The 26,499-nt window shown below is 67.1% G+C and carries 19 protein-coding genes; 16 read left to right on the top strand and 3 right to left on the bottom strand.

Annotated features, from left to right (window positions below):
• The 4 genes from RWX45_RS02610 to RWX45_RS02595 form a co-directional block, all read left to right on the top strand.
• The coding region (locus RWX45_RS02610; protein WP_316022232.1) for a mannitol dehydrogenase family protein at positions 1 to 1,274 on the top strand (1,274 nt) is incomplete at its 5' end.
• The gene (locus RWX45_RS02605; protein WP_316022231.1) at positions 1,271 to 2,386 is read left to right on the top strand and encodes a mannonate dehydratase; all 1,116 of its coding nucleotides are present in this window, start codon (positions 1,271 to 1,273) and stop codon (positions 2,384 to 2,386) included. The genes RWX45_RS02610 and RWX45_RS02605, both read left to right, overlap by 4 nt.
• 85 nt (positions 2,387 to 2,471) lie before the next feature.
• Positions 2,472 to 3,152 carry a bifunctional 4-hydroxy-2-oxoglutarate aldolase/2-dehydro-3-deoxy-phosphogluconate aldolase gene (eda, locus tag RWX45_RS02600; RefSeq protein ID WP_316022230.1) on the top strand — a complete coding sequence of 227 codons (681 nt, stop codon included), beginning with the start codon at positions 2,472 to 2,474 and terminating at the stop codon, positions 3,150 to 3,152.
• Positions 3,149 to 4,273, top strand: a complete 1,125-nt coding sequence (locus RWX45_RS02595; RefSeq protein WP_316022229.1) for a sugar kinase — start codon at positions 3,149 to 3,151, stop codon at positions 4,271 to 4,273. Before eda ends, RWX45_RS02595 begins: the two co-directional genes overlap by 4 nt.
• A gap of 29 nt (positions 4,274 to 4,302) precedes the next feature.
• Here the strand turns inward: RWX45_RS02595 and RWX45_RS02590 are convergent, their stop codons facing one another.
• Positions 4,303 to 5,547, bottom strand: coding sequence for an ROK family transcriptional regulator (locus RWX45_RS02590; protein WP_316022228.1), 1,245 nt, complete (start codon positions 5,545 to 5,547; stop codon positions 4,303 to 4,305).
• 68 nt (positions 5,548 to 5,615) lie between these two features.
• On the opposite strand from RWX45_RS02590, the gene xylA reads away from it, so the two are divergent.
• From xylA to RWX45_RS02575, 3 genes are all read left to right on the top strand, one after another.
• Complete coding sequence (gene xylA / locus RWX45_RS02585) at positions 5,616 to 6,797, top strand: xylose isomerase (protein WP_316022227.1); 1,182 nt, start codon at positions 5,616 to 5,618, stop codon at positions 6,795 to 6,797.
• Positions 6,798 to 6,896: 99 nt separating this feature from the next.
• Entirely contained in the window at positions 6,897 to 8,372 is a 1,476-nt protein-coding gene (locus RWX45_RS02580) for a xylulokinase (RefSeq protein ID WP_316022226.1), read from the top strand.
• Between the two features lie 404 nt (positions 8,373 to 8,776).
• Positions 8,777 to 10,708 carry an endo-1,4-beta-xylanase gene (locus tag RWX45_RS02575; protein WP_316022225.1) on the top strand — a complete coding sequence of 644 codons (1,932 nt, stop codon included), beginning with the start codon at positions 8,777 to 8,779 and terminating at the stop codon, positions 10,706 to 10,708.
• A 338-nt stretch (positions 10,709 to 11,046) separates the two neighbouring features.
• Here RWX45_RS02575 and RWX45_RS02570 read toward each other — a convergent pair whose 3' ends face one another.
• Positions 11,047 to 12,081, bottom strand: a complete 1,035-nt coding sequence (locus RWX45_RS02570) for a LacI family DNA-binding transcriptional regulator (RefSeq protein WP_316022224.1) — start codon at positions 12,079 to 12,081, stop codon at positions 11,047 to 11,049.
• 229 nt (positions 12,082 to 12,310) lie between these two features.
• Between RWX45_RS02570 and RWX45_RS02565 the strand changes: the two genes are divergently transcribed.
• From RWX45_RS02565 to RWX45_RS02525, 9 genes are all read left to right on the top strand, one after another.
• Complete coding sequence (locus tag RWX45_RS02565; protein WP_316022223.1) at positions 12,311 to 13,291, top strand: acetylxylan esterase; 981 nt, start codon at positions 12,311 to 12,313, stop codon at positions 13,289 to 13,291.
• 210 nt (positions 13,292 to 13,501) lie between these two features.
• Positions 13,502 to 14,518, top strand: a complete 1,017-nt coding sequence (locus RWX45_RS02560) for an ABC transporter permease (RefSeq protein WP_316022222.1) — start codon at positions 13,502 to 13,504, stop codon at positions 14,516 to 14,518.
• A 6-nt stretch (positions 14,519 to 14,524) separates the two neighbouring features.
• Positions 14,525 to 15,412, top strand: coding sequence for a carbohydrate ABC transporter permease (locus RWX45_RS02555; RefSeq protein ID WP_316022221.1), 888 nt, complete (start codon positions 14,525 to 14,527; stop codon positions 15,410 to 15,412).
• A gap of 136 nt (positions 15,413 to 15,548) precedes the next feature.
• Positions 15,549 to 17,210, top strand: a complete 1,662-nt coding sequence (locus RWX45_RS02550; protein WP_316022220.1) for an extracellular solute-binding protein — start codon at positions 15,549 to 15,551, stop codon at positions 17,208 to 17,210.
• The gene (locus tag RWX45_RS02545; RefSeq protein ID WP_316022219.1) at positions 17,203 to 18,006 is read left to right on the top strand and encodes a hypothetical protein; all 804 of its coding nucleotides are present in this window, start codon (positions 17,203 to 17,205) and stop codon (positions 18,004 to 18,006) included. Before RWX45_RS02550 ends, RWX45_RS02545 begins: the two co-directional genes overlap by 8 nt.
• Before the next feature lies 1 nt (position 18,007).
• Positions 18,008 to 20,065 (top strand): beta-galactosidase, encoded by a 2,058-nt coding sequence (locus tag RWX45_RS02540; protein ID WP_316022218.1) that lies wholly within the window; start codon positions 18,008 to 18,010, stop codon positions 20,063 to 20,065.
• Positions 20,066 to 20,071: 6 nt separating this feature from the next.
• The gene (locus RWX45_RS02535; RefSeq protein WP_316022217.1) at positions 20,072 to 22,177 is read left to right on the top strand and encodes an alpha-glucuronidase; all 2,106 of its coding nucleotides are present in this window, start codon (positions 20,072 to 20,074) and stop codon (positions 22,175 to 22,177) included.
• A gap of 72 nt (positions 22,178 to 22,249) precedes the next feature.
• Positions 22,250 to 23,299: an NAD(P)-dependent alcohol dehydrogenase gene (locus RWX45_RS02530; RefSeq protein ID WP_316022216.1), complete on the top strand. Its 1,050-nt coding sequence runs from the start codon at positions 22,250 to 22,252 to the stop codon at positions 23,297 to 23,299.
• Positions 23,300 to 23,344: 45 nt separating this feature from the next.
• A complete protein-coding gene (locus RWX45_RS02525; RefSeq protein ID WP_316022215.1) occupies positions 23,345 to 25,312 on the top strand; it encodes a right-handed parallel beta-helix repeat-containing protein in 1,968 nt (655 codons plus the stop codon).
• A 292-nt stretch (positions 25,313 to 25,604) separates the two neighbouring features.
• Here the strand turns inward: RWX45_RS02525 and RWX45_RS02520 are convergent, their stop codons facing one another.
• Entirely contained in the window at positions 25,605 to 26,414 is an 810-nt protein-coding gene (locus RWX45_RS02520; protein ID WP_316022233.1) for a transposase family protein, read from the bottom strand.
• Positions 26,415 to 26,499: the final 85 nt, after the last annotated feature.

Genomic DNA, 26,499 nt, shown 5'->3' with positions numbered 1-26,499 from the left:
CCCGCCGCGACGCCGACCTCGCCCGCCTATTCGCCCTCGCCGCCGACCCCGAGGTCACGCTCATCTCCCTAACCATCACCGAGAAGGGGTACGCCGTCCGCAGCGGCAGCGGTGACCTGCTGCCGGATGCGGCCGCCGCGCTCGCCGCGGATCCCCACGGCTACCAGCCCCACGCCATGGCACTGCTCGGCGCGCTCCTGCTGAATCGCTACGAGGCGGGCGGCGCCCCCATCACCCTCATGAGCTGCGACAACTTCAGCCACAACGGCGACAAGCTGCGCGAGGCGGTGACGACCATCGCCCGCGGCTGGGTTCAGGCCGGCTCCGCGCCCCAGGCCTTCCTGGAGTGGCTGGCCGACCCTGCCCGGGTCGCCTTCCCCATCACCGTCATCGACAAGATCACCCCCCGCCCGAACGCCGCCGTCAGCGACGCGCTGACCGAACTCGGCTTCGAGGACATGGGCATCACCACCATCGGCCGCACCCCGAACGCCGGCTTCGTCAACACCGAACCCACCGAGTACCTCATCATCGAGGACGCCTTCGCCGCCGCCCGCCCGCCATTCGAGCAAGTCGGTGCGCACGTCGTCGCCCGGGAGGTGTGCGACAAGTTCGAGAACATGAAGGTGACCACCTGCCTCAACCCCCTGCACACGGCCCTGGCCGTCGCCGGCTGCCTGCTGCGCCTGCCCACCATCGACGCCGAGATGCGCGACCCGGCCCTGGCGTCGCTCGTGCGCCGGCTCGGCTGGGACGAGGGCCTGCCCGTGGTCTCAGACCCCGGCGTCGTCGCCCCCGCGGCCTTCCTTACCGAGGTACTGGAGACACGCTTCACCAACCCCTACCTGCCCGACGACCCCGCGCGCATCGCCATGGACACCTCCCAGAAGATGCCCATCCGCTTCGGCCAGACCCTGCTGCGCTACCGCGACCGCGGCCTGGACATGAACGCGCTGGTCGGCATCCCGCTCGTCTTTGCCCTGTGGTGCCGCTACCTCATGGGTATTGCCGACGACGGCGCCCCCTTTGCCCCATCGAGCGACCCCCGTTTGGAGGAGCTCCAGGCCCACGTGGCGGGCGTGCGCCTGGGCGGGCCGGCCGATGCCGGTGCCGTGCACGCGGCACTGCACCCCATCCTGTCCGACCCGACCCTGTTCGGCCTGGACCTGTACGACACCCCGCTGGCCGCCAAGGTCGAATCGCTGTTCACCCGACTCGTCGCCGGCCCCGGGGCCGTGCGCGCTACTCTGGACGCGGAGACGATGCCACGATGAAGATGACATTCCGTTGGTACGGCAAGGACTACGACCCCATCCCCCTGGCCTACGTGCGGCAGATTCCCGGCATGACGGGCATTATGGGGGTGCTTGACCAGTACGCCGCCGGGGAGGTGTGGAGCAGGCAGGCCATCGGCGAGCTCGTCGCGCAGGTCCATGCCGAGCACCTGGAGTGCGAGGTCATCGAATCCGTCAACGTCCACGAGGACATCAAGCTGGGCCTGCCCAGCCGCGAGCAATACATCGCCAACTACTGCGAGACTCTGGAGAACCTGGCCGCCTTCGGCGTCAAGGTGGTCATCTACAACTTCATGCCGGTGTTCGACTGGCTGCGCACCGAGCTCTACCACCTCAACGAGGACGGCTCGACCTGCCTGTACTACAACCACGCCGACGTCGAGGGCATGGGGCCGCGCGAGATCGTCGCCATGACCACCCGCGAGTCCGGCGGGCTGACCCTGCCCGGTTGGGAACCCGAGCGGCTCGGCCGCCTGGACGAGGTCCTCTCCCTGTACGAGGGCATTGACCATGAGCAGATGCGGGCGAACTACCGCTACTTCCTCCAGGGCATCATCCCCACCTGCGAGCGGGTCGGCATCCGCATGGCCGTGCACCCCGACGATCCCGCCTGGGATCTGTTCGACCTGCCCCGCATCTGCAACACCCGCGACGACCTCGACGCAATTGTGCGCATGGTTGACTCGCCGGCCAACTCCCTGTGCGTATGCTCCGGCTCGCTCGGCTCCAACCCGGACAACGACGTTCCCGCGATCTTCCGGGAGTTCGGAAGCCGCGGCCGCATTGCCGCCGCCCACGTGCGCAACGTCAAACACCTGGGGCCCAGGCACTTCAAGGAGGCGCAGCACCTGTCTGCCGACGGCAGCCTGGACATGGCCGCCATTGTGGAGGCCATCTACGACACCTGCCCCGACGTCTACGTCCGCCCCGACCACGGCCGCATGATCTGGGGGGAGACCGGCCGTCCCGGCTACCCCCTGTACGACCGCGCCCTGGGCGCCACCTACATCAACGGCCTGTACGAGGCCACCGCCAAGCTCAAGTCCCGCTCCCCGGACCCAATCCGCCCCACCCCGCGAAACCGGCACTAATGACATGCCGAAACCGGCACTAATGACGTGCCGAAACCGGCACTAATGACGCGTGACCCACCGGGAGCGCGGATAGGAGACAGCAATGACACCAACGATTCGAACCGCTGAGCCGGCGGACGCGACACCGCCGTCGTCACCCGCCGCGCTCCTTGCCGCCAACCCGGTGATTCCGGTGGTCGTCGTCGACTCCGCCGAGGACGGTGTGGCCGTCGGCAAGGCGCTTGTGGCCGGCGGCATCACCACCGCGGAAGTCACCTTCCGTACCGCCGCGGGTGCCGAGGCCATCCGCGCCATGCAGGAGGTTGAGGGGCTGACGGTCGGCGCCGGCACGGTCATCAACACCACGCAGGTTGAGGCGGCCATCGCGGCCGGCGCCAGGTACATCGTCTCGCCGGGCTTCAGCGCCGACGTCGTGCGCGCAACCCTGGACGCCGGAATCATCTCGCTGCCGGCGTGCTCAGATGCCTCCTGGATCATGGCTGCGCTGGAACTCGGCATCGACACCGTCAAGTTCTTCCCGGCGTCAATCAACGGCGGCATCCCGGCCATCAAGGCCCTGTCCGCGGTCTTCCCGGGACTGGGCTTCGTGCCGACCGGCGGAGTAAACGCCTCCAACCTCGGGGAGTACCTCGCGGTCGACGCGATTCGCGCCTGCGGCGGATCATGGATGGTCAAGAAGGACCTCGTGGCCGCTCGCGACTGGGAACAGATCACCCGCCTGTCCGCCCAGGCGGTCGCCATCGCGAAGGAGGCCGGCCGATGAACACCGCCACCGGAGCCACCACTTCTCCGCTGCAGCCGCGCCCCGCCGCCGACTGCCGCTACGACGTCGTCTCCCTGGGGGAGGTCATGCTGCGCCTGGACCCCGGGGAGGGGCGAGTGCGCACCGCCCGCCGCTTCGAGGTGTGGGAGGGCGGCGGCGAGTACAACGTCGCCCGCGGCCTGTCCCGTTGCTTCGGCCTGCGCGCCGGCGTCGTCACCGCGCTCGCGGACAACGAAGTCGGCCACCTCATTGAGGGGCTCATTCTGGCCGGCGGTGTGGATCCGATGATCACCTGGGCGCCATACGACGGAATCGGCCGGAGTACGCGCAACGGACTCAACTTCACCGAACGCGGCTTCGGAGTGCGCGGCGCCGTCGGCGTCTCCGACCGCGGCCATACCGCGATTGCCCAGATGCGGCCCGACGACGTCGACTTCGAGCACCTGTTCGGCACCCTGGGGGTGCGCTGGCTGCACACCGGCGGCATCTTCGCCGCCCTGTCCGAGTCGGCCGCCGAGGTGGCGGAGGCCGCCATGACCGCGGCTCGCCGCCACGGCACGATTGTCTCCTACGACCTCAACTACCGCCCCTCCCTGTGGAAGGAGATCGGCGGTATCCAGCGGGCCCAGGAGGTCAACCGGCGCCTGGCCCGGTTGGTGGACGTCATGATCGGCAACGAGGAGGACTTCACCGCCTCACTCGGCTACGAGGTGGAGGGCGTGGACGCCAATCTGTCCAAGCTCGACACCACCGCTTTTGAGCGCATGATTGAGCGGGTCACCGCCGATTTCGACAACTTCAAGGTGGCCGCCACCACCCTGCGGCAGGTCCGCACCGCCACGGTCAACGACTGGTCGGCGATCGCCTGGTCGCGCCAGACCGGCTTCGTGCGGTCCACCGAACGCCCGGGCCTGGAGATCCTCGACCGGGTGGGCGGCGGGGACTCCTTCGCCTCCGGTCTCATCTACGGGCTCATCGACACCGGGGACCTGGCCACCGCGGTCGAGTACGGCGCCGCGCACGGTGCCCTGGCTATGACCACGCCGGGTGACACCACCATGGCCACCAAGGCCGAGGTCTTGCGGCTGGCTGCCGGCGGGGGCGCACGCGTCCAGCGCTGAAGGTCAGCTGAGGGGCGGCGGTGTGCCTGTCACATCCAGGCCACCGGGTCGGCCACCACTTCTTCGAGGAGTGACCAGGCCGCGCCGGTGACACCCGGTGTCTGGTCCTCGGAGGTGGTGATCACCTCCGGCACCGACCAGCGCGAGGACAGCACCCGTTGCCGCAGCTCCGCGTCCAGCTCGGGGCGCAGAATCTCCGCCAGGGGAGCCAGATGCCCACCCAGAATCACCGTGGGGATATCGAGAATATTGATGGCGGCGCTCAGCCCTACGCCCAAGGCTCGGGCGGCCTGTGTCACCGCTGCCTGGGCCGCACTGTCCCCGGCTTCCCAGGCGTCGATGAGATCCTGCGGGCCGGCGGTCGGCTCCAGGCCGGCCGCTGCCAGAATGAGGCGGCGCCCCGCATAGCGCTCGACGCAGCCGCGGTTGCCGCAGGTGCACAGCGGCCCGGTCGGATCGACCTGAATATGCCCGAGCTCGCCCGCGAAGCCGGAATTGCCGAGCATGACCTGGCCGCCGAGCACAATGCCGGCGCCGATGCCGTTCTCCCCGGAGAGGTAGATGTAGGAGGGGGCCGAGTGTGGGGCGGCGGGCCGGTCGCGTCCGGCGGTCAGGGCACCGTAGTTGGCTTCGTTGCCCAGGCGCAGTACGAGACCATCCGGCTCGAGCGCCTGGGCCAGCTGGGGCCGTGGGTCGATCCGGTCCCACCCGAGGTTGGGCGCACGCAGCAGCGTTTCATGCGAGACCAGACCCGGCAGCGCGAGGGCGGCGCCGACCTTGCGCGCGTGCTGGACGGCATCGAGCTTGAGGACATCCGTAGTCAGCTGCGCTAGTCGGGGGAGGACCTCGGCGGGGTCGGAAGCCTCAAAGTCGTCCAGGACAATGCGCTCGGCCAGCACCTGGCCGGACAGGTCAATGGCGCGCACCGCCATGCGGGAGACGTTGATTTCCTGGCCGATGGCCACGAAGGTTCCGCAGGCCGGCGCGAGCGGAACTGCTGGGCGGCCGGGGCCGGTGGCGGGAGTCGGGTCAAGCTCGGTGAGGATGCCTGCGGCGACGAGGTCGTCGGCCAGCCTGGAGGCCGTGGACCGCGTCATGCCGGTCATGGCGGCGACGTCGGCGCGGGACACCGGCTCGGGCGCGGCGAACACCTGCGCGGCTAGCAAGGCGAGGTTGGCGGCACGCAGACTGGACTGGCGGGCGGATGCCGAGCTGGCAGGCGCCTGGGACATGAGGGATGACGACGACGTCGACGTCGCGCGGGCTTGAGACACACCTTGACCTTACCTCACGGCTGTGCCATAGTTGCGTCAACGAACAAAATCCGGCTCGAGGAGGAACCATGGTTCGTAAGCCCACCAAGGAAGACAAGTTCTCATTCGGTTTGTGGACCGTCGGCTGGCTGGCCGCCGACCCCTTCGGTGACACCACCCGCACCGCGCTCAAGCCCTGGGAGTACGCCGAAAAGCTCGCCGAGCTGGGGGCCTGGGGCATCACCTTCCACGACAACGACGTCTTCCCCTTTGACGCCACCGACGCCGAGCGCGCGGAGATTGTCGGCAAGCTCAAGGACACGGTGGACGCCACGGGCCTGACCATTGAGATGGTCACGACCAACACCTTCACCCACCCGATCTTCAAGGACGGCGGCCTGACCAACAACGACCGCTCGATCCGCCGCTTCGGGCTGCGCAAGATCCTGCGCAACGTTGACCTCGCCGCCGAACTCGGCGCCACGACCTTCGTCATGTGGGGTGGCCGTGAGGGTGCGGAGTACGACTCCTCCAAGGACCTCGGCGCGGTCTTCGACCGCTACAAGGAGGGCCTGGACACCGTCGCGCAGTACATCAAGGACCAGGGCTACAACCTGCGCATCGGCCTGGAGCCCAAGCCCAATGAGCCCCGCGGCGACATCTTCCTGCCCACCGTCGGCCACGCCCTGGCGCTCATCGCCGAACTCGACAACGGCGACATCGTCGGCCTCAACCCGGAGGTCGGCCACGAGCAGATGGCCGGGCTGAACTACACCCACGCCCTGGCGCAGGCCCTCAACGCCGGCAAGCTCTTCCACATCGACCTCAACGGCCAGAAGGGCCTCAAGTACGACCAGGACCTCGTCTTCGGGCACGGCGACCTGCTGTCCGCCTTCTTCACCGTCGATCTGCTCGTCAACGGCTTCCCCGGGGGCGGCCCCCGCTACGACGGCCCCGTCCACTTCGACTACAAGCCCTCGCGCACCGACGGCATCGACGGCGTGTGGGAGTCCGCGGCCGCCAACATGGAGATGTACATCCAGCTCGCTGAGAAGGCCAAGGCCTTCCGCGCCGACCCCGCGGTGCAGGAGGCGCTCAAGCTCTCCGGCATCTACGAGCTGAGCGAGCCGACCCTGGCGGAGGGGGAGTCGATCGCGGACTTCCTTGCCGACCGCTCCGCTTACGAGGACTTCGACGCCGAGGCCGCCGCCGCCCGCGACTACCACTACGTCGACCTCTACGAGAAGGCCGTCCAGCACCTCATCGGCTGAGCGCCGAGCGAACCAGGAATAGGAACCACACAGCGGCCGGCCACCCGAATGCACAACTGAGCGGGTGGCCGGCCGACCTTCAATGCGGAAGGAACGAATATGACCCTCGTCGCCGGCGTCGACTCCTCGACGCAGTCCTGCAAGATTGTCATCCGGGACGCTGCCACCGGCGCCCTGGTGCGTGAGGCCAAGGCCTCTCACCCGGACGGCTCCGAAGTCCATCCCGACCACTGGTGGACCGCCCTCAATGAGGTCATTGACGCCGTCGGCGGTCTCGACGACGTCGCCGCGCTGAGCGTGGGCGGCCAGCAGCACGGCATGGTGGTGCTCGACGCCGAGGGTGAGGTTATCCGCCCCGCCCTGCTGTGGAACGACACCCGCAGCGCCGGCGCCGCCCGCGACCTCATCAGCGAGCTCGGCGACGGCGATGAGGCGGCCGGGCGCCGGGGATGGGCCGACGCCGTCGGCTCGGTGCTCGTCGCCTCCCTCACCATCACCAAGCTCCGCTGGCTGGCGGACCACGAGCCCGAGAATGCCGCGCGCATCGCTGCCGTCTGCCTGCCGCACGACTGGCTCACGTGGAAGCTGTCCGGCGCTACCTCGCTGGACACTCTCGTCACCGATCGCTCCGACGCCTCCGGAACCGGCTACTTCGACTCCGTGGCCAATACCTACCGCCGGGACCTGTTGGCCCTCGCCCTGCACCGCACCGAGGCGGAGGTCCGCGACATCGTCCTGCCGCGCGTTGTGGGTCCGAATGAGGTCGCTGCTCGCGGCGGAGTCCTCACGACGCCGTCGGGCAAGCCCCGCGACCTGAGCCACCTCGTGCTCGGGCCCGGCTGCGGCGACAACGCCGGTGCGGCGCTGGGCCTGGGCCTGCGCCCGGGACAGACCTCGGTCTCCCTGGGTACCAGCGGCGTCGTCGCCGCCGTGTCCACCACCCCCACCCACGACGCCTCGGGGCTGGTCACTGGCTTCGCCGACGCGACCGGCGCCTTCCTGCCCCTGGCCTGCACGCTCAACGCCTCCCGCATCCTGGACGCCGCCAAGAAGGTGCTGGGCGTGTCCTACGACGAGTTCGACGCCCTGGCCCTGTCCGCCGAGCCCGGGGCTGGCGGCCTCGTCCACGTGCCCTACCTCGAAGGTGAGCGCACACCGAACCTTCCTGAAGCCACGGGCATGCTGACCGGGATGACGCTGGCCTCGCTCACCCCGGCCAACTACGCCCGCGCCGCCGTGGAGGGGCTGCTGTGCCTCATGGGCGCCGGGGTCGACGCCGTGCGGGCACAGGGAGTCACAGTCGACGCCGTCACGCTGGTCGGTGGTGGGGTCAAGTGGGCCGCCGCCCGCGAACTGGCGCCGGCGATCCTCGGTGTGCCCGTGGATGTTCCCGAGCCGGGCGAGTATGTGGCCAATGGCGCCGCCAAGCAGGCCGCCTGGGTCCTCGACGGCGGCGCGCAGCCGCCGGTGTGGGAGCTTGGGCCGGTCGAGCATATGAGCGCGGAGCCTCAGCCCGAGGTTCGTGCCGCCTACGACGCCGCCGCGGCGATTGTTGCTGCCTCGCAGCAGAGCTGAGCGGTTCCGCAGTCATCAATGTGACAAGGGTCCGGCGCGGGAGCGGTTGCTTCTCGCGCCGGACCCTTAGACGTCGTCGGCGCAAGGCAGCGAATGGCTGAGCCTCACCTCAGCAACTTTGACCGGTTTCGGCATGTGATAAGTGCCGGTTTCGGTACGTGACAAGTGCCGGTCTCGCGAGGGGTTTCGTTGCGAAACGCAACGAAATCATTGTGTCACCATTTCGGGGCGGGTAGTGTCACTCTTGCGGGCCAGCGCCGGCCGGCACATCCCTCGTCACCGTTTTCCATCCGGGCACATCCCAGCGAGCAACTTGCGGCGGCTCGTACCACCGCCGCGTCGCAACGCGATCGTCTCGCTGTCTTTGCCTGCCCGGATGGAGCGCTAGAGCAAAGGTAGAGTGCATGCGCACCATGACAATCCGGCGTCCGGGCCGGACCCGCCTGCTCGGGGTGGTAGCTGCGACTGCGGTTGCGGCTTCCGGCCTCGCGGTAGGAGCGGCGGCTGAACCGGCCGTGGAGCTTCAGCCCTACGCTGTCAGCTACTCCAACTTCGAATCGAGCCAACCCGACATCCCCTGGACCCCACGTGGTGAGGGCGTCACGGTCTCAACCACGAATGAGGTCCGCCGCAGCCCCTGGAACAGCCTGTACGTGACCGGTCGCACGCAGGCATGGCAGGGGGTGGAGATCTCCATCAGCGACTTCATGGAGACGGGGCAGACCTATGACGTCACCGTATGGGTCCGCCTACCCGATGGAACTTCCGCAACCCGTGCCAAGCTGACGGCCGATCAGAGCGATGGGCAATACCTCGAACTCACGCCGCTGACTGAAGTGACGGCGGATGGTTGGACCGAGCTCACCGGCAGTTACACGCCCACCGAGGGCATTGACGGCACGATCTACGTCGAGCTGGAGGATGCCACCGCTTCCTTCTACATCGACGATGCGGCTATCACCGCCTACGACTGTGGGCGCGGACCGGTGGACGACTCCACGCCGCTGGTCGAGGCGCTGCCCTATCCGGTGGGTGTGGCAGTGACGGCCAATACGCTTCAGGGGGAGGCTCTGGACCTGGTTAACCAGCACTTCAACCAGGTCACGCAGGAGAACTTCATGAAGCCCGAGGCCTGGTACAACGACGACCACACCTTCGTCACCGACAACGAAGAGGCCAACGCCGTCATGGACTGGGCCCAGGCCAATGGCGGTCGCGTCTACGGACACGTGCTGGTCTGGCACTCCCAGACCCCGGAGTGGCTCTTCCAGCACGAGGACGGCACCTTCCTATCCGCCGACTCCGAGGCCGACAAGCAGGAGTTGCGCGACCGGATGCGGACCCACATCAATAACGTCGCCAAGTACCTCTCCGACCGTTACGGCCAGTTCGGCTCCGAGACGAACCCACTGGTCGCCTTCGACGTCGTCAATGAGGTCATTGCCGACTCCGCCTCCCCGGAGACCGACGGGCTGCGCGACTCCTACTGGTACCAGATCCTGGGGGAGGAGTTCATCGACGACGCCTTCATCTACGCCAACGAGGCCTTCAACTCCACCTATGCCGCCCCCGGTGCCGACCACCCGGTGACTCTGTTCATCAACGAGTACAACACCCAGTACGGCACCGACTCCTCTTCGAAGACGGGCCGCTACCACGCACTCGTTGAGCGTCTGGTAGAGCGCGGTGTCCCGATCGACGGCGTGGGGCACCAGTTCCACGGCTGGCTCACCGACGACGTCGAGGGCTTCGGAGCTGCCATGACCGCCTTCGATGACCTGCCAGTGGTTCAGGCGGTCACCGAGCTGGATGTCCCCACGCGCACCGGCACGCCCGTGGATACCCAGACCCTTCTGGACCAGGGACGCTTCTACCAGCGGCTGTTCGAGATGTTCGCCGAGCAGGACGCCAAGCAGGACCTGTTCTCGGTGACTTTGTGGGGCCTGGTCGATTCCGGCTCATGGCGCTTCTATGACGGCGATCCGCTGCTGTTCGACCCCTACTACAACGGCAAGTGGGCCTATGCGGCGGCGGTCGGCCAGGAGATTCCGGACAGTCCGCTCTCATGCACCGCTCCGACGCCGACCGCTGAGCCGTCCGCCACGGCGGACACCGAGCCGGCCGCCCCGGTGGCCTCGCCCACGGACGACGCCGGCGTTGAGCCGACGGCGAGTGCAGAAACCGTACCGCCGACGAGCGTAGCGACGAGTGCCACAGCGGCCACCGGCGCTGGCCCGCTTGCTCGCACGGGCGCGGAGATGCTGCTGCTGCCGGTCGCAGCCTTACTCCTCACCGGAGGAGCGCTCACGCTGCGGGCGCGGCGGCGATTGCAGTAAGCCGAGCGGGAACGTGGCCGTAGTTGTGCTTTGAGCCCTGGGGCAGGGCGCGGCGGCAGCTCCGGCGCGTCCCGGTCTTTCAAGCCTACGGCTGGAAGGTACGACCTGGCCGCAGGGAGCTTCGGCGGAGGGCGCTACCCGCCGGGGCCGCGGGAGGGTGCGATGAGACGTCATCGCACCCTCCCGTCGTGTCGACGAGCGGCAACAGCGCCCGGGCGGCGCGCTGCAATGAGACGATGGGAGCCGAGCAGGAAGGCTCTCGTCGCGGGCGAGGGGCTCGGGTACCCGTGAGTGGCAGGGTTGTCACCGGCCAGGGCCGAGGCGGTCCTGCGGAGGCATTAGGTATCCGCGCGTGGCGGGGCCGTCGACATGCGCTCCACCAGACGCGTGGGGATCTTGACCGAGCCGATGGTCCGCCGGGTCCCCGCCGAATCATCGGCAAGGTCGAGGGCTGCCTCCACGGCGCGTGCCCCCATGGTCTCCAGTGCCTGGTGGATGGTGGTCAGTGGCGGCGCGGCGTACTCGGCGAGGAAGGTGTCGTCATAGCCGACCACGCTGAGGTCGGAGGGTACCGATACTCCTCGCTCGCGTGCCGCCTCATAGACCCCGATGGCGGATACGTCGCAGGCGCACATGATGGCGGTCGGGCGGCGGTCCGGCTCCAGGTCCAGCAGGGTCAGTCCGGAGCGCAGGCCAGTTGCATAGGTATAGCTGTCCCCAAGCACGAGGGCGGGATCGACGTCGAGACCGGCGTCCATCATGGCCGAGCGAAAGCCGAGTAGGCGTTCACGGGCTGGCAGGGAACGCTCCGGGCCGGCGACGAAAGCAATGCGGGTGTGTCCGAGGGACAGCAGATGCTGCGTAGCTGCCATGCCCCCGTTCCAGTTCGTGGAGGAGATCTCCAGGACGCCGTCGGGCGTCTCCTGGGCGGGGTCGACGGTGATGACGGGAAGTTGCAAGGACCGGGCGGCTTCGACCTGCGTATTCGACAGAGCCATGGTGACGACGATGAGTGCCAGGTGTCCTTGTGTTCCCAGCTGTTTGACCCAGTGATCGGAACCGGCCTCGCGGTGGTCGGTGAAGGTACGCACATCCAAGACAGCGCGGCGATCGTGAGCCGCGGCCACCGCACCGGCCAGAACCCGATTGGTGTAGTAGGTGTCCAACGAGTCGAAGACGATGGTGACGATCGGAGAGCTGCGATCGATCGATGTAGGCGCCTCGTAGCCGAGTTCCTCGGCAAGGTTGAGGACCTGGCGACGTGTGCGGGCGGAAACGTCCTGACGACCGTTGATCGCTTTGGACACGGTCGCGCGAGAGACATTCGCGGCCGCGGCAATGGTGTCAAGCGTGACGCGTTCGCGTGAAGCCACAGCATCCTCCGTTCTCCGGTCGCCGCCGGCCGATGTCGACGCAATAGGTGTGCTCAGCAAGCGTAATGGGGATGACGATCGCAGGGGATAACCCGCGCACATGGTGACGATGACGTAAGCCTGGCGCGCTTGCTCCACACGTCATACGCTTACACTAAAGCGATAACTCTCGATACTATCCGAAATAGACCTTGAGGTCTGTGCCTCCGAAACCTGAAAGGCTTCGTCCATGGCCCTTCTCCCCTCACCACTCGGCACCCTGCCGCCGGCAACCGTCATCGAGCCCGTAGACTTCGACTCCTTCTGGGCGCGTACGCTCCTCGCGGCGCGCACCGTTGACCTGGCTGTCCAGCGCAGCGCCGTTGAGCAGCCACTCACCGAAATCCACTATTGGGATCTAACCTTCAGTGGCTTCGGGGGGAACCGGGTCCATGCGTGGCTGTCACGACCGGCGAGCCAGGACGGACGCAGCCTGCCCTGCGTGGTTCAGATTCCCGGCTATGGCAGGGGACGCGGCCTGGCCGGGGAGAACCCACTTGTGGCTGCGGCCGGCTTCGCACACCTCCTACTGGATGTGCGCGGACAGGGCTTCGGTTACGGCACCGGTGGCGATACGCCGGACCCTGACGCCGGCGCTCCGGAAACCCCCGGCGTGGTCACGCGCGGCATCACTTCTCGCGAGACCTACTACTACCGTCGTCTCATCGTGGACGCCGTGCGCGGCGTTGATGCAGTGCGCGCCTTGCCCGACATTGACTCCGACCGCGTCTTCGTTATGGGAAACTCTCAGGGCGGCGGCGTCGCCCTGGCGGTTGCCGGGCTCGTTCCCGATCTGCTCGGCGTCACCGTCTCCGTCCCCTTCTTGTGTGACATTCCCGCCGTGTACCAGGTGGCGCAGGGGGAGCCCTATGCCGAGTTGGCGCGGTACCTCGCGGTCCGCCGTGACGGACGCGAGCAGGTGCTGCAAACCCTCGCCTATGTCGACGGCGTCAACCATGCACGGCGCGCGCATGCACCGTCCCTGTGGGCGCTGGGGCTGCGAGATACCTGTTGTCCCACCGTGGGTGGGCAGCAAGCCCTGGCTGCTTATGCGGGCACGGCCGATGTGGAGATCTACCCCGACAACGGCCACGAGGCGGGAGAGTTCCACTTTGTGCGCCGCCAACTGGAATGGCTTCGTGAACGGTGCGCCAGCACTCCGACGTGCTAAAAGTTTCGAAGAGCGGCAATTAATGGCAATCAGCGCGCAAACTCTGGGTAAGGACGTATAAGAGCTGCAATTCCGCCGTTTGATAATGAGATTGCCGCAAGACAAATAGCTTGACGGGGGTGCGATGGGGGGCTAAGCTGGCACGGTCTTCAGCGAACGGAGCAGCGAAAACATTCGCTACTCCGTCAAGTCACAAGGAGGTGATGCTTCGTGGCAGAGGTAGCCCAGGTGACCGCCCCGCAGGCGGAGGTTACGTTGGCAGCTCCTGCGCTTACGGTTCCGGACGCCCCCCGCGGTCGAGGTGCGAGAGCGGGCCGCAAAGGCTCCCCTAAGCGCAAGAGCAGTCGTCGCGGCGACTGGCAGCTTTACACGCTCGTCGTTGTCCCGGTTATCTGGTTCATCATTTTCCGCTACGCTCCCATGGTCGGCAACGTCATTGCCTTCCGTCGGTTCGTTCCAGGCGGGTCGATGTACGGCGAGGAGTGGGTGGGCCTCAAATACATCCGGATGTTTATCGCCGACCCAACCTTCTGGCGGGTGTTCCGCAACACGGTCATTATCGGATTCTCGACTCTGCTCGTATCCTTTCCGGCGCCGATCATTCTGGCGTTGCTCCTTAATGAAGTCCGGAGGACCTGGTTCAAGAAGATCGTGCAGACAGTCTCCTACCTGCCCCACTTCCTGTCGATGGTCATCATCGCCGGTATCATCATGGAGGTCGTCGCTGTTGACGGTCCGATTAACGCCGTCATCACCGCTCTGGGGGGTCAGGCGGTCAACTTCATCCAGACCGCCAAGGCCTTCGTCCCCATCTATGTCATCTCCGACGTGTGGCAGACCGTCGGCTGGGGCACCATCCTCTACCTCGCCGCCCTTACCACGATCGACGAATCCTTGTACGAGGCGGCGCAGATTGACGGCGCCAACCGGTGGCAACAGACCTGGCACATCACACTGCCGGGCATTCGCCCCACCATCGTCACCCTGCTCATCCTCAACGTCGGCTCCTTCCTGGCCGTGGGCTTTGAGAAGATCCTGCTCATCTACAACCCGCTGACCTATGAGACCGGTGACGTCATCTCGACCTACCTGTACCGCGTGGGTCTGCAATCCTCGAACTTCAGCTACGCCGCGGCCATCGGCCTGTTCGAATCGGCGATCGGCCTCATCATGGTGCTGTCGGCCAACCTGGCGTCCCGCAAGTTCGCCAAGACGAGTCTGTGGTGATCTGACATGGCCATTCAAAACAGCAAGTACGACTCGCGCAGCTACAAGGTCTTCCGAGTCATTAACACCATCATCCTCCTCGGCGTCATCTTCGTGACGCTCTTCCCCTTCCTCAACGTCGTCGCTAAGTCCTTCTCCAGTGAGGCGGCGATCTCCGCGGGAGAGGTGGGCCTGGTCCCCAAGGGATTCAACCTCACCACCTACAAGATCGTGCTCGCCGACTCGGCCTTCTGGATCGGATATCGCAACACGATCATCTACACGGTGGTGGCCACCTTCATCGCACTGGTGCTGACCACGGCCTTCGCCTACGTGCTGTCCAAGAAAGACCTCAAGGGCCGAAGCGCCCTCGTCGGATTCGCCGTCTTCACGATGTTCTTCAACGGCGGCCTCATCCCCAACTACATCCTCATCACCAACCTCGGCCTCAAGAACACGATCTGGGCAGTGGTGCTGCCCAACGCCATTAACGTCTTCAACCTGCTGGTGATGAAGTCCTTCTTCGAGGGACTGCCGCACGAGCTGGAGGAAGCGGGCGAGCTCGACGGCCTGGGCACATACGGGATCCTCTTCCGCATTGTGCTGCCGCTGTCCAAGGCGATTATCGCCACCATGTTCCTGTTCTACGCCGTTGCCAACTGGAATGCGTGGTTCGGCGCCTTTCTGTACTTCGACAACAAGGACTTGTTCCCGGTGACGATCTACCTGCGCAACATGCTCGCCGGAGTCACCACCTCCGACTCGCTCGGTGGAGGCACGGCCGACCAGACGCAGATCTCCTCCAACCTCAGGTCGGTGACCATGGTGCTGACCTCGCTGCCGATCCTGTGCGTCTACCCCTTCGTACAGAAGTACTTCGTCACCGGCGTCACCCTCGGATCGGTTAAGGGGTGAACTGGCGCCAATCCAATCGCACCACGGCCCTCACCCATCTTATCAGCTTCCCAACCACCTCGACCACACATCCACCCGCTCGGCCGACCGGCCGGTCACAGCAGAAAGGCACTCGACGATGAGTCCTCGACACACCATGGGCAGTCTTTTCAACCGCGGCATCACCCGCCGCCAAGCGGGCGCGCTGCTCTTCAGTACCGCCGCGGCGGCGACTTTGGTCGCGTGCGGCTCCGATTCCGGCTCCAGTGAATCGGCAGAAGGAGCGACGAACACCGCCGCCGCCATGGAGGACTTCGCCGCAGACACTTCTTTCAAGGCGAGCGAACCGCTGACCTTCAGTTGCTTGTTTTCCGACCATCCCAACTATCCCTACAAGGCAGACTGGATGCTGCTGGAGGAGATCACCAGTCGCACTAACGTCACCTTGGACATGACGATCGTGCCCATGTCCGACTACGAGGACAAGCGTTCCCTGCTCATCTCCTCCGGAGACGCCCCGTTCATCCTGCCTAAGACCTACCCCGGCCAGGAAGCCTCCTTCGTCTCCTCCGGCGCAATCCTGGCGGTGTCCGACTACTTCGACCTCATGCCGAACTTCCAGAAGAAGGTCGCCGACTGGCAGATGGACGAGGAACTGGACACCCTGCGCCAGGCCGACGGGTCCATCTACGTCCTACCCGGCCTGCACGAGGAGATCTGGCCCGACTACACCTTCGAGATCCGCAAGGACCTCCTGGATGAGCAGAACCTTGAGTTACCCACCACGTGGGAGGAACTTCAGGATGTCATCGCCAAGGTGCAGGAACGCCACCCGGATATGAAGGGGATCTCCGACCGCTTCGAGGGGCTGAGCATGCTCAACCTCGCGGCGGTCTCTTACGGTACCCAGTCCGGCGGTTCCTGGGGCATGACCACGCTCGCCGAATGGGATGAGGCCAGCGAGTCCTTCATCTTCTGCGGCACCTCGGAGAACTACAAGGCCATGGTCACCATGCTGCGCGGCATGGTGGACGCCGGCGTGCTCGACCCCAATTCCTTCACCCAGGACGAGGACACCGCCGTCAACACCTTCACCACAGGCAAGTCCATCGCCATCGGCACGAACTCCCAGTACGATGTCAGCTACAACACGACCATGAAGGAGACCCTCGGCGAGGGCAACTACGAGGTTGTCAAGATCCTGCAGCCGGCCGGCCCCGCCGGCGCCCTCATCGGCGGTACCCGGCTCGAGAACGGCATCATGATCTCCGCCAAGGCCGCCGACGACCCGAACTTCGTCGCCATGATGCAGTTCATCGACTGGCTGTGGTATTCCGACGAGGGCGAGGAGTTTGCCAAGTGGGGCGTGGAGGGTACCACCTACACCAAGGCTGAAGACGGCACCCGCACCCTTGTGGAGGACATCGACTACAACGGCCTCAACCCCTCCGGAACCAAGGACCTGCGTGTCGAGTACGGATTCTCCGGCGGCGTCTTCGCCTATGGCGGCACCACCGAATTGCTGCACTCCATGATGCTGGACCGTGAGCTGGCCTGGCAGGAGGAAATGGCCGCGACCCACACCCAACGGCCGATCGACCCGCCGGCCCCGCTGGACGAGACCCAGCGAGAGCAGGCTACCCTCCTGCTCACCCCGCTGCAGGACTACGTCATGCAGGAGACGCTCAAATTCATCACCGGGCAGCGCGACCTGTCCGAATGGGACACCTACGTCACCGAATGTGAGGCCAAGGGCGTGTCCTCCTACATGGAGATCGTCAACACCGCCAGGGCCAACTATGTGGAGAACAATGGTTGAGACTCCCGTAGGTGTGGGTGACCCGCGGCAGCGGGCCACCCACACCCCCGCCCCCTTCGCCAACACCCCGGGTAGCTCTCCCTCCGACATGGCCGAGCCTGCCGACGACGCTTTCGGCAACTCCTTCCTCATGCGGGCCAGCTCCGTCATCTACCAGGCGGCCGCGCTCGGGGTGGGGGCGCTGCCCCTCATCGTGCCGGCCGCCGTCGGCCTGGTCGTCCTCGACGGCGCCTCGGCCTGGTCTTTGGTCACTATGGCCCTGATCTGGACATTCGCGCTCACCGCCCTGCCCGCCGTCGTGTATGCGGTCACGTGGCCCGGCTGGACCACCGACCCCTCGGCCCGCCGCCGCATGGCGGCGCTGTGGCGCGGCTGGGCGGGGGCAATCGCCCAGTTCGGCCCCATCGCCCTGGGCGCCGTCGTGCTGCTCCTGGGACTGACGGGTTCGGCCGCGGGCGCGGGGAGCGGCCTGCGCCTGGCCATCGTCGTGTTCCTGGCCGTCCTCGGACTGTACGTCGGGCGGGCGGGCACGATCGTCGCCCTGTTCAGCTTCAAGACCTCCGACCTGCTCGTCCTCACCCTGGTCATGATGCTGCGCGACGCCTCCGGCACCCTGTTCCTCGCCGCCATCGGGGCGGCGGGCCTGCTCATTGCCTTCCATGCCCCGGTCTTCCTCATGGTCGCCTGGGTGCCGCTGTGCGCTCTGGCCGCACCGGCCACCCGTGGACAGCGCCGGATTCTTACCGAACAGTTCACGGTGCAGGGCGCCGGATCCACCACCCCAGCGGAGACCTGACATGCATCTGCCCACCCACCTCATGCACGGCGGCGACTACAACCCGGAGCAATGGGACGACAGCACCATTGACACCGACTTGGACGCGCTGGCGGCAGCCGGCATCAATACCCTCACCCTTAACGTATTCGGCTGGGCGGAGCTGCAAACCGGCCCCGAGGCCTTCGCCTTCGCCCGCCTGGATGCGCTCATGGACCACGTCCATGCCCGCGGTTTCGGCGTCATCCTGGCCACCCCGACCGCGGCCCTGCCGCCGTGGCTGGTCAAGGCCGATCCCACCACCATGCGCGTCGACTTCGAAGGACGCCGACATGGCTACGGGCAGCGGCATCATTTCTGTCCCAGCTCCCCGACTTTCCGCGACTACTCCCAGCGCATGGCCGAGGCGCTGGCGCGGCGCTACCACGCCCATCCGGCGTTGCTTGCCTGGCATCTGGGCAACGAGTACGGCGGTGTCTGCTACTGCCAGACCTGCACCGCCGGATTCCACCGCTGGCTGCTTGAGACCCACGGGAGCCTGGAGCAGCTCAACCACGACTGGTGCACACAGATCTGGTCCCACCGTTTCACCGACGTGGACGAGATCCCCGCTCCCAACGCGCTCACCGAGCATTGGGGCGGCCCCTACCGCAGCGGCTTCCCCATCATGAGCCTCGAGTACAAGCGCTATATGACCGCTCAGTTCTCCGCCTGCCTCGAGGGGGAGGCCGAACGCATCCGCCACTGGGATACCGACCACCCGGTGACGACCAACCTCATGGGCGCCTACGAGCACCTCGACTACTTCCGCTTCGCCGCCGGCCTCGACGTCGTGGCCTGGGACAACTATCCACGCTCGGCGCGGGCCTGGCCGGAGATGGCCTTCAACCACGCGCTCATGCGCGGAGTCGGGCGGGGCAAGCCCCTGTGGCTCATGGAACAGGCCCCCGTCGCGACCACCTGCCGCACCGTCAACCCCACCCGCGGGCCCGGCGTGCTGCGCCGGTGGAGCCTGCAAGCGGTGGCCCACGGCGCCGACAGCGTGCTGCACTTCCAGATGCGCACCGCGCCGGCCGGCTCGGAGATGTGGTTCGGTGGCATCCTCGATCACCGCGGCCGCACCGACACCCGCGCCTACCGAGAGGCCGCCGCACTCGGGCAGGAGCTGAGCCGGCTGGGCAGCCTGGTCGGTACCCGGGTAGATACCCGCGCCGCCGTCCTCATGGACTGGGACTCCTGGTGGTACCGGCAGCTCGTTGACGGCCACTCCGACTACCTGACCGTCCCCGGCGAGGCACAGGAATGGCATGAGGCCCTCGCCCGGCACCTCGGTGGCGTTGACGTCACCGACGGGCGCGGCGAGCTCAGCCACTACGCGATCATCGTCGCCCCCTGCCTGTACATGGCTCACGACGACGTCATCGACGCGCTGCGGCGGTACGTTGCCGACGGCGGGATACTCGTGGCCGGACCGCTGTCCTTCGCCACCGCATCCACTGGCAGGGTGCTCATCGATGCGCGCGTGGACGAGCTGCTCGGCTGCCAGATTGAGGAGCGGGACGCCCGCGAGCCCGACGACGGCGTCGAGCTGACGCTCCCCGACGGTACCGTCGACACCGCCCACCACATCTTCGAGGTGCTGCGCCCTACCAGCGGGCAGGCGGTGGGGCAGTGGTGCACCGCCTGGTTCGCCGGCGGGGCGGCGATCATCCGCCACGACTTCGGACGCGGCACCGTGATGCGCGTGGGGGCCAGCCTCAGCCAGGCCGGCCGGCGTCGCCTCATTGCGAGCCTGGTCAGCCCCGCACCCGGGCACCCGCTGGTTGGGGATATGGAGCATGTCAGCCGCAGCGGTCCCAGCGGCACCGTGGACTTCCTCATCAATCATGACTCGGTGCCGCTGACCTGGACCGTGCCGCAGGCAGCCACCGATCTGCTGAGCGATGCCCCGGTTCTCGCGGGAAGCACCCTGACCATCCCCGCCGGGGGCGTGCGCATTGTGCGGCGCGCCGGCAGCTTCGAGGCCGGGGACGGCTCTCCCACTCCGCAGCGACGTCAGCCGAAACCCGCACAGGAGTGAGACCCCATGCCATCCGTCATGCCCTTCGCCACCAGCTCGCCCATGTGGCTGGAGCCATCCACCAAGCCCTGGGCGGGTGTCTACACCCCGCGCCTGCTGGGAGACGACCCGCTGGTGGCACAGGCGGCCGACGACTGGAGACGGCTCGCCGCCCAGGCCCCCGCCGCAGCGGTCAACCGGGAACTCAGCATCACGACGGTGCACGACCTGGCCATACCGGCCGACACGGCCGACACGGACGACGCGGTCGACCCCACGACGCAGGCCGATCTGAACGATGCGGCTGATCTGCCGGACGCCCTGGCCCAGGCCGCACGCGTCGTCGTCGCGCAGGCACCTCCCGGCCCCGAGGGCTACGCAATCGTGCGGGATGCGGCGGGCAATGTCGCCGTCGTCGGGGCGGACGGAGCCGGCGCCCTGTACGGCACCCTGCGGCTACTCGTCGTCGGCCCCGAGCGACTGCTGGGGGATGAGGACGCCATCACCTCCGCGCCCGACCTGACCCTGCGCATGCTTGACCACTGGGACAACCTGGTACCCCACCCCGTCATGGGGACGATCGAACGGGGCTACGCAGGCGACTCGGTGTTCTTCGAGGCCGGTGGCCTGGCCCAGGACACCGCCCGCATCGACGACTACGGGTTGGTTCTGGCCTCTCTCGGCATCAACGCCGTATGTCTCAACAACGTCAACGTTCACGCCATGGAGTCCACGCTGCTGCGCGAGCGGCTCGACCTGGTGAAGACGATCGCCTCAATTCTGCGCCGCCACCACGTGGCCACCTTCGTCGCGGTCAACTTCGCTGCGCCCATGACGGTCGGCGGTCTGGACACCTGCGACCCGCTGGATGAGCGCGTGGCCCAGTGGTGGCGGGAGACAACCGACGGCGTCTACGCGGCCATCCCCGACCTGGGCGGATATGTGGTCAAGGCCGACTCCGAGGGGCAACCCGGCCCCTTCGCCTACGGGCGTGACCACGCCGACGGCGCCAATATGCTCGCGGCCGCACTCGCCCCGCACGGCGGAACGGTCATGTGGCGGTGCTTCGTGTACAACCACCGCCAGGATTGGCGCGATCGCAGCCTGGACCGGGCGCGAGCCGCCTATGACCACTTCATGCCGCTGGACGGGCGCTTCGCCGACAACGTGCTGCTCCAGATCAAGCATGGCCCACTCGACTTCCAAGTGCATGAGCCCGTCTCCCCACTCCTGCTGGGGCTCAAACGCACCCGGGTGGCCCTGGAACTCCAGATCGCCCAGGAGTACACCGGGCATCAGTGGGACACCTACTTCCTGCCCACCGCCTGGCGGGAGGTACTCGACCTCGACGTCGCCGACGACGGCGGCACCAACTTCAGCGACGACCTCGCCTCCCGGCCCGGCTCCGCCATCGTCGCCGTCGCCGGAGTAGGGCGGGACTGGAACTGGACCGGCAACACCTTCTCCCAAGCCAACCTCTACGGCTACGGACGGCTCGCCTGGGACCTGCACGCAAGCGGACGAGACATTGCCGCCGAATGGGCGACCGCCTCCTTCGCCGGAGACGATGCCCTCAGCGAGGCGCTGACCGCCATCCTGCTGACCTCCCGCGAAGCCTACGAGAACTACACCTCCCCGCTCGGTGTCGGATTCATGGTGACCCCGGGCGATCACTACGGCCCCAACATTGACGGCTACGAATACTCCCCCTGGGGCACCTACCATTTCGCAGACCGCGACGGCGTCGGGGTGGACCGCACACCCACCGGATCGGGATACACCGAGCAGTACCCGCCGGCGCTGGCGGCGCGCTACCGCACGGTGGCCACCTGCCCGGAGCGACTCATGCTCTTCTTCCATCACCTGCGCTACGACCACGTGCTTCCCGAGTCCGGGGTGCCGCTCATCCAACGCATCTACGACACCCACTTCGAGGGTGTGGAGCAGGTGCGGGCCATGCGCCAGCGGTGGGAGGCGGTGCGCAAGCAGATCCCCGAACGCATCCGCGCCGACATCGACCGCCGCTGGCAGGCGCAGGAGCACAACGCCATCGAGTGGCGCGACCAGGTGTGCACCTACTTCCTGCGCCACAGCGGCATCCCCGACGCTGCCCGGCGCACCATCTATCCCTGACCCGTCACCCGTGGCCGTCGTCTTCGGCAACTAGCCCAATCCTCTAGCCCGACCCCCAGAAAGAAGCGCCCCATGTCACCAACCTCTTCTCAGTCCGGACTCGAGCTGCCCGCCACCATGCGCGCCAGCGTGCTCAAGGAGCGCGGCGTCGTCGTCATGGAGGAGCGGCCCGTGCCCGTGCCCGACCGCGACCAGGTGCTCGTGCGCATCGAATCCGTGGGCGTATGCGGCTCCGACGTCCACTACTACCAACACGGCAGGATCGGAGACTTCGTCGTCGACCAGCCCCTCATCCTCGGGCACGAGTCAGCCGGCACCATCGTCGCCGTCGGGGCCGACGTCGACCCCGCCCGGCTGGGGCAGCGGGTCTCCATCGAGCCGCAACGCTGCTGCCGCGTATGCGAGTACTGCAAGCGCGGGGAGTACAACCTATGCCCACACATCGAGTTCTACGCCACCCCGCCCATCGACGGCAGCTTCTGCGAATACGCCCTCATCCAGGACGACTTCGCCCACGCCATCCCCGACACCATGTCCTTCGACGCCGCCGCCCTCCTGGAACCCCTGAGTGTCGCCATCGCCGCCGTGCGCAAGGCCCACATCAGCGTGGGCGACAGCGCGCTGATCGCCGGAGCCGGACCCATCGGCGCCGTCGTTGCGCAGGTGGCCAGGGCTTACGGGGCCAGCAGCGTCGTCGTCACCGACCCCATTGAAGAGCGCCGCCGCACCATCCTGGAACTCGGAGCCACCGAGGCCTGCGCTCCCGGCGCGGAGGCGCTCGCGGGACGCGCCTTCTCCGCGTTCTTCGACGCGACCGGGGTCACCGCCGCCGTCGTCGATGGCATTAAGCGCGTCAAGGCGGGCGGCAGCGCCGTCATCATCGGCATGGGCGACGACGACATGCTGCTGCCGGTCTCCTATATCACCAGCCACGAGGTCAACGTGACCGGCATCTTCCGCTACCACAACACCTGGCCCACCGGTATCGAGCTGGTCGCCTCCGGCACAGTCGATCTCGACCGCCTCGCCACCGACCACTACGGGCTCGCCGACGTCGAGATCCCCCTGCGGGACAAGCCCGCTCCCACCACTCTCAAGAGCATGGTCCACCCCCAGCGCTGACCCCGCTGCGATCCACCGCCCCGAACGACAGAAACGAGTACCACTGTGTCCAACATCTTCCACGTCTCCCCGTCCGGCTCCGACACCGCCTCCGGTGATGCGGCGGCGCCACTGCGCACCATCAACCGGGCGGCGCAGGTGGCTATGCCTGGTGACACCGTCCTCATCCACGACGGCGTGTACCGGGAGTGGGTCAAGCCGCCGCGCACCGGTCGCGGGGAGGACCGGCGAATCACCTTCGCCGCGGCCCCCGGGGAGCACCCGGTGGTTAAGGGGTCCGAGCAGGTGACCGGCTGGGAGCCGGAGGGCGACGGCGTGTGGCGGGCGGTGCTGCCCAACGCCATGTTCGGGGATTTCAATCCGTTTGCTGTGGAGGTTGAGGGGGACTGGATCGTCTATCCCTCGCGCACCGCCCCCCGTAAGCACCTGGGTGAGGTGTACCTGGACGGCAGGAGCTTGCGGGAGGTGGCTAGTTGGGAGGAGGTGGTTGCTCCGGTGCGCCGCGAGGAGGACGTGGACCAGTGGACCGGCACGCCGGAGCCGGTGCGTGATCCGGACTGGACCCTGCGCGTGTGGTACGCGCAGGTTGGCGAGGAGTCCACGACGGTGTGGGCGAACTTCGGGCAGACGGACCCGAATACGGCGCTGGTGGAGATCAATGTGCGCCGGAGCGTGTTCTACCCGGTGGTGCACCACATCAACTACATCACGGTGCGTGGTCTGGAGTTGGCGCAGGCGGCTACGCCGTGGGCGCCGCCGACGGCGGACCAGCCCGGCTTGATCGGGCCGAACTGGGCCAGGGGCTGGGTTATTGAGGACTGCGACATCCATGATGCCAAGTGCTGCGGTGTGTCCTTGGGGAAGGAGAACTCCTCCGGGGCGAACTGGGCCACCGAGCGCCTGGACAAGCCGGGCTACCAGTACCAGCTCGAGGCGGTGTTCTCGGCACGGCGGGTGGGCTGGTCCAAGGAGCTGGTCGGCTCGCACGTGGTGCGTCGCAATAATATTCATGATTGTGGGCAGACCGGGATTGTTGGGCATTTGGGGTGTGTGTTCTCGTTGATTGAGGACAACCACATCCACCACATTGCCACCAAGCGTGAGTTCTACGGGTATGAGATCGCCGGTATTAAGCTGCACGCGGCCATTGACGCGATCATTCGGCACAACCTCATCGAGGACTGCACGCTGGGTACGTGGCTGGATTGGCAGGCTCAGGGAACGCGGGTGGCCCGCAATATCTACCGGGGTAACACCCGTGACCTGTTCATCGAGGTCAGTCACGGCCCCTACCTGGTGGACCACAACATCTTCGCCTCACCAGTATCCCTGGAGGGCCACTCGCAGGGCGGCGCCTACGTCAACAATCTCGTGCTCGGCGTGGTCGCCAACCAACCGATCATCGAGCGCCCCACGCCCTACCACCTGCCGCACTCAACGCAGGTGGCCGGATACGCGGCGATCCGCGGCGGCGACGACCGCTACATCGCCAACGTGTTCCTGTCGGCCGTGGGGGAGGCTGCCTTCGTCAATCCGCCGGCCCACCGGCGTATCAGCGACGGCACCGCCCTGTTTGACGGCCACCCCCACGGGGTGGAGGCCTACCTCGCCCAGGTCAACGACCCCTCGCGCGGAGACCACGAGCGCTTCGAGGGGGTGGCGCTGCCGGTGCACGTGCGCGACAACGTCTACGGCAACGGCGCGCCGGCCTACGACTCCGAGACCCGCTCGATGCATCTGGGGCACGCATGCGCCGCCGTCGAGGAGGCCGCGGACGGCCTGTACCTGGTGACCGAGCTGCCGGAGGCTTTCGCCGAGGCCGCCTCGACGACGGTGGCGGGCCGCGACCTGGGACGCGCCTGGTATCCCGACGCCGCCTGGGAGAACCCCGACGGCACCGAGGCCTTCGCCGACGTCGATCTGGTGGGAACGGTCAAGGAGCATGACGCCGCCTACCCGGCCGGTCCCCTCGCGCACCTGCCCGCGGGACGCACGCGGGTGCGGATCTGGTGAGAGGCCCGCTCGGGCGGCGACTGGGCGCCGCCGGCGAGGAAGGTCCTCCGCGCTCCTTGCGTGATCGCGGAGGCTGAGGCGGCTGTCGGTGTGCTGTCAGTCGTCGTTCGAGCTGTTGGTGTCTGCCAAGGGGTCGGTTGAGGGGACGGCGAGGGACGTGCGCGTGGTGGATGCGAACTCGGGGATTTCAGCCAGGGCAGGCTCGAGGATGGCGTGGAAGTTCTCGATCTGCTCGTCGATCGCTTCCTCTGGCCCCCAATAGGTTAACCTGGCGGAGAGTGAGGTTTTCTCATCAGGGTAGGACTGGTGCGTATCCTGTGTTGAGGTTGAGGATGACCAGGGCGGTGGCGGTGATCTTGGTGATGGCCCTGGGGTCGAGGGTGACGTGCTTGAGGGCCTTGAAGTCCTTGAGTAGGGCGTTTGCCCTCTCAGCGGGTGCCCGCATGGCGCCCTGGAAGGCGTTGTACGCCTCCTGCTTGATGCCCAGCTCCTTGCCCTTGAACGGTGTCTTGACCCCGATCCCGGCGCCCTGGTAGCCCTTGTCCGCCAGGGTCGGCATCCCCTGGCTCGCGGCCTTGTGAACAGCCCCCAGGACGTGAGTGCGGGCTGCTGTCAGGTCGTGGGTGGAACCAGGCTCCACCGGGGCCACCCACACCGGGTAGCCAGTGGAATCGGTGAGCACCTGGACGTTTCCGCCGAAGGCCTTGTGCTTACCCGAGTACCACAGGTGCTTCCCGGACTCGCTTCGCTCATCCACCCTGTCGGTGTGGATCAGGGTGCCGTCCAGGCACACGTAGGACTCGCCTGCCTCAACCAGCTCCTTGAGGGTGTCGATCAGGTCAGGGGCGTGCTGGCTGATCACGTCCAGCGCCTCGTGAAGGTACCGGTAGGCCGTGGCGATCGAGATGCCACTGTCCCTGGCCAGGACGCGCACGTTGGTGGCCTCGACAAGCCATCGCAGCACCATGACCGTCTGGGACCAGCAGGTCGCTGCCCGCTGGTGGGGGCGGATGTCGTGGGCCCGGCGGTGGTCGGCCAGCCAGCGGGTCACGGTGCGGGCGGTGGCGTCGGGAACGTCCAGGGTGGCACGATAGGACAGCACGCGGGGACCTCGCATTCAGGGAGATTCTTTGGTCAGAACCCATCCTGGACGCGCTCCCCGCGTGCACCCCCGCGCGACACGCACC

The organism is Actinomyces sp. MRS3W, assembly GCF_032465695.1.
Classification (GTDB): Bacteria; Actinomycetota; Actinomycetes; order Actinomycetales; family Actinomycetaceae; genus Actinomyces.
This window is presented reverse-complemented; position numbering and strand designations above follow the sequence as displayed.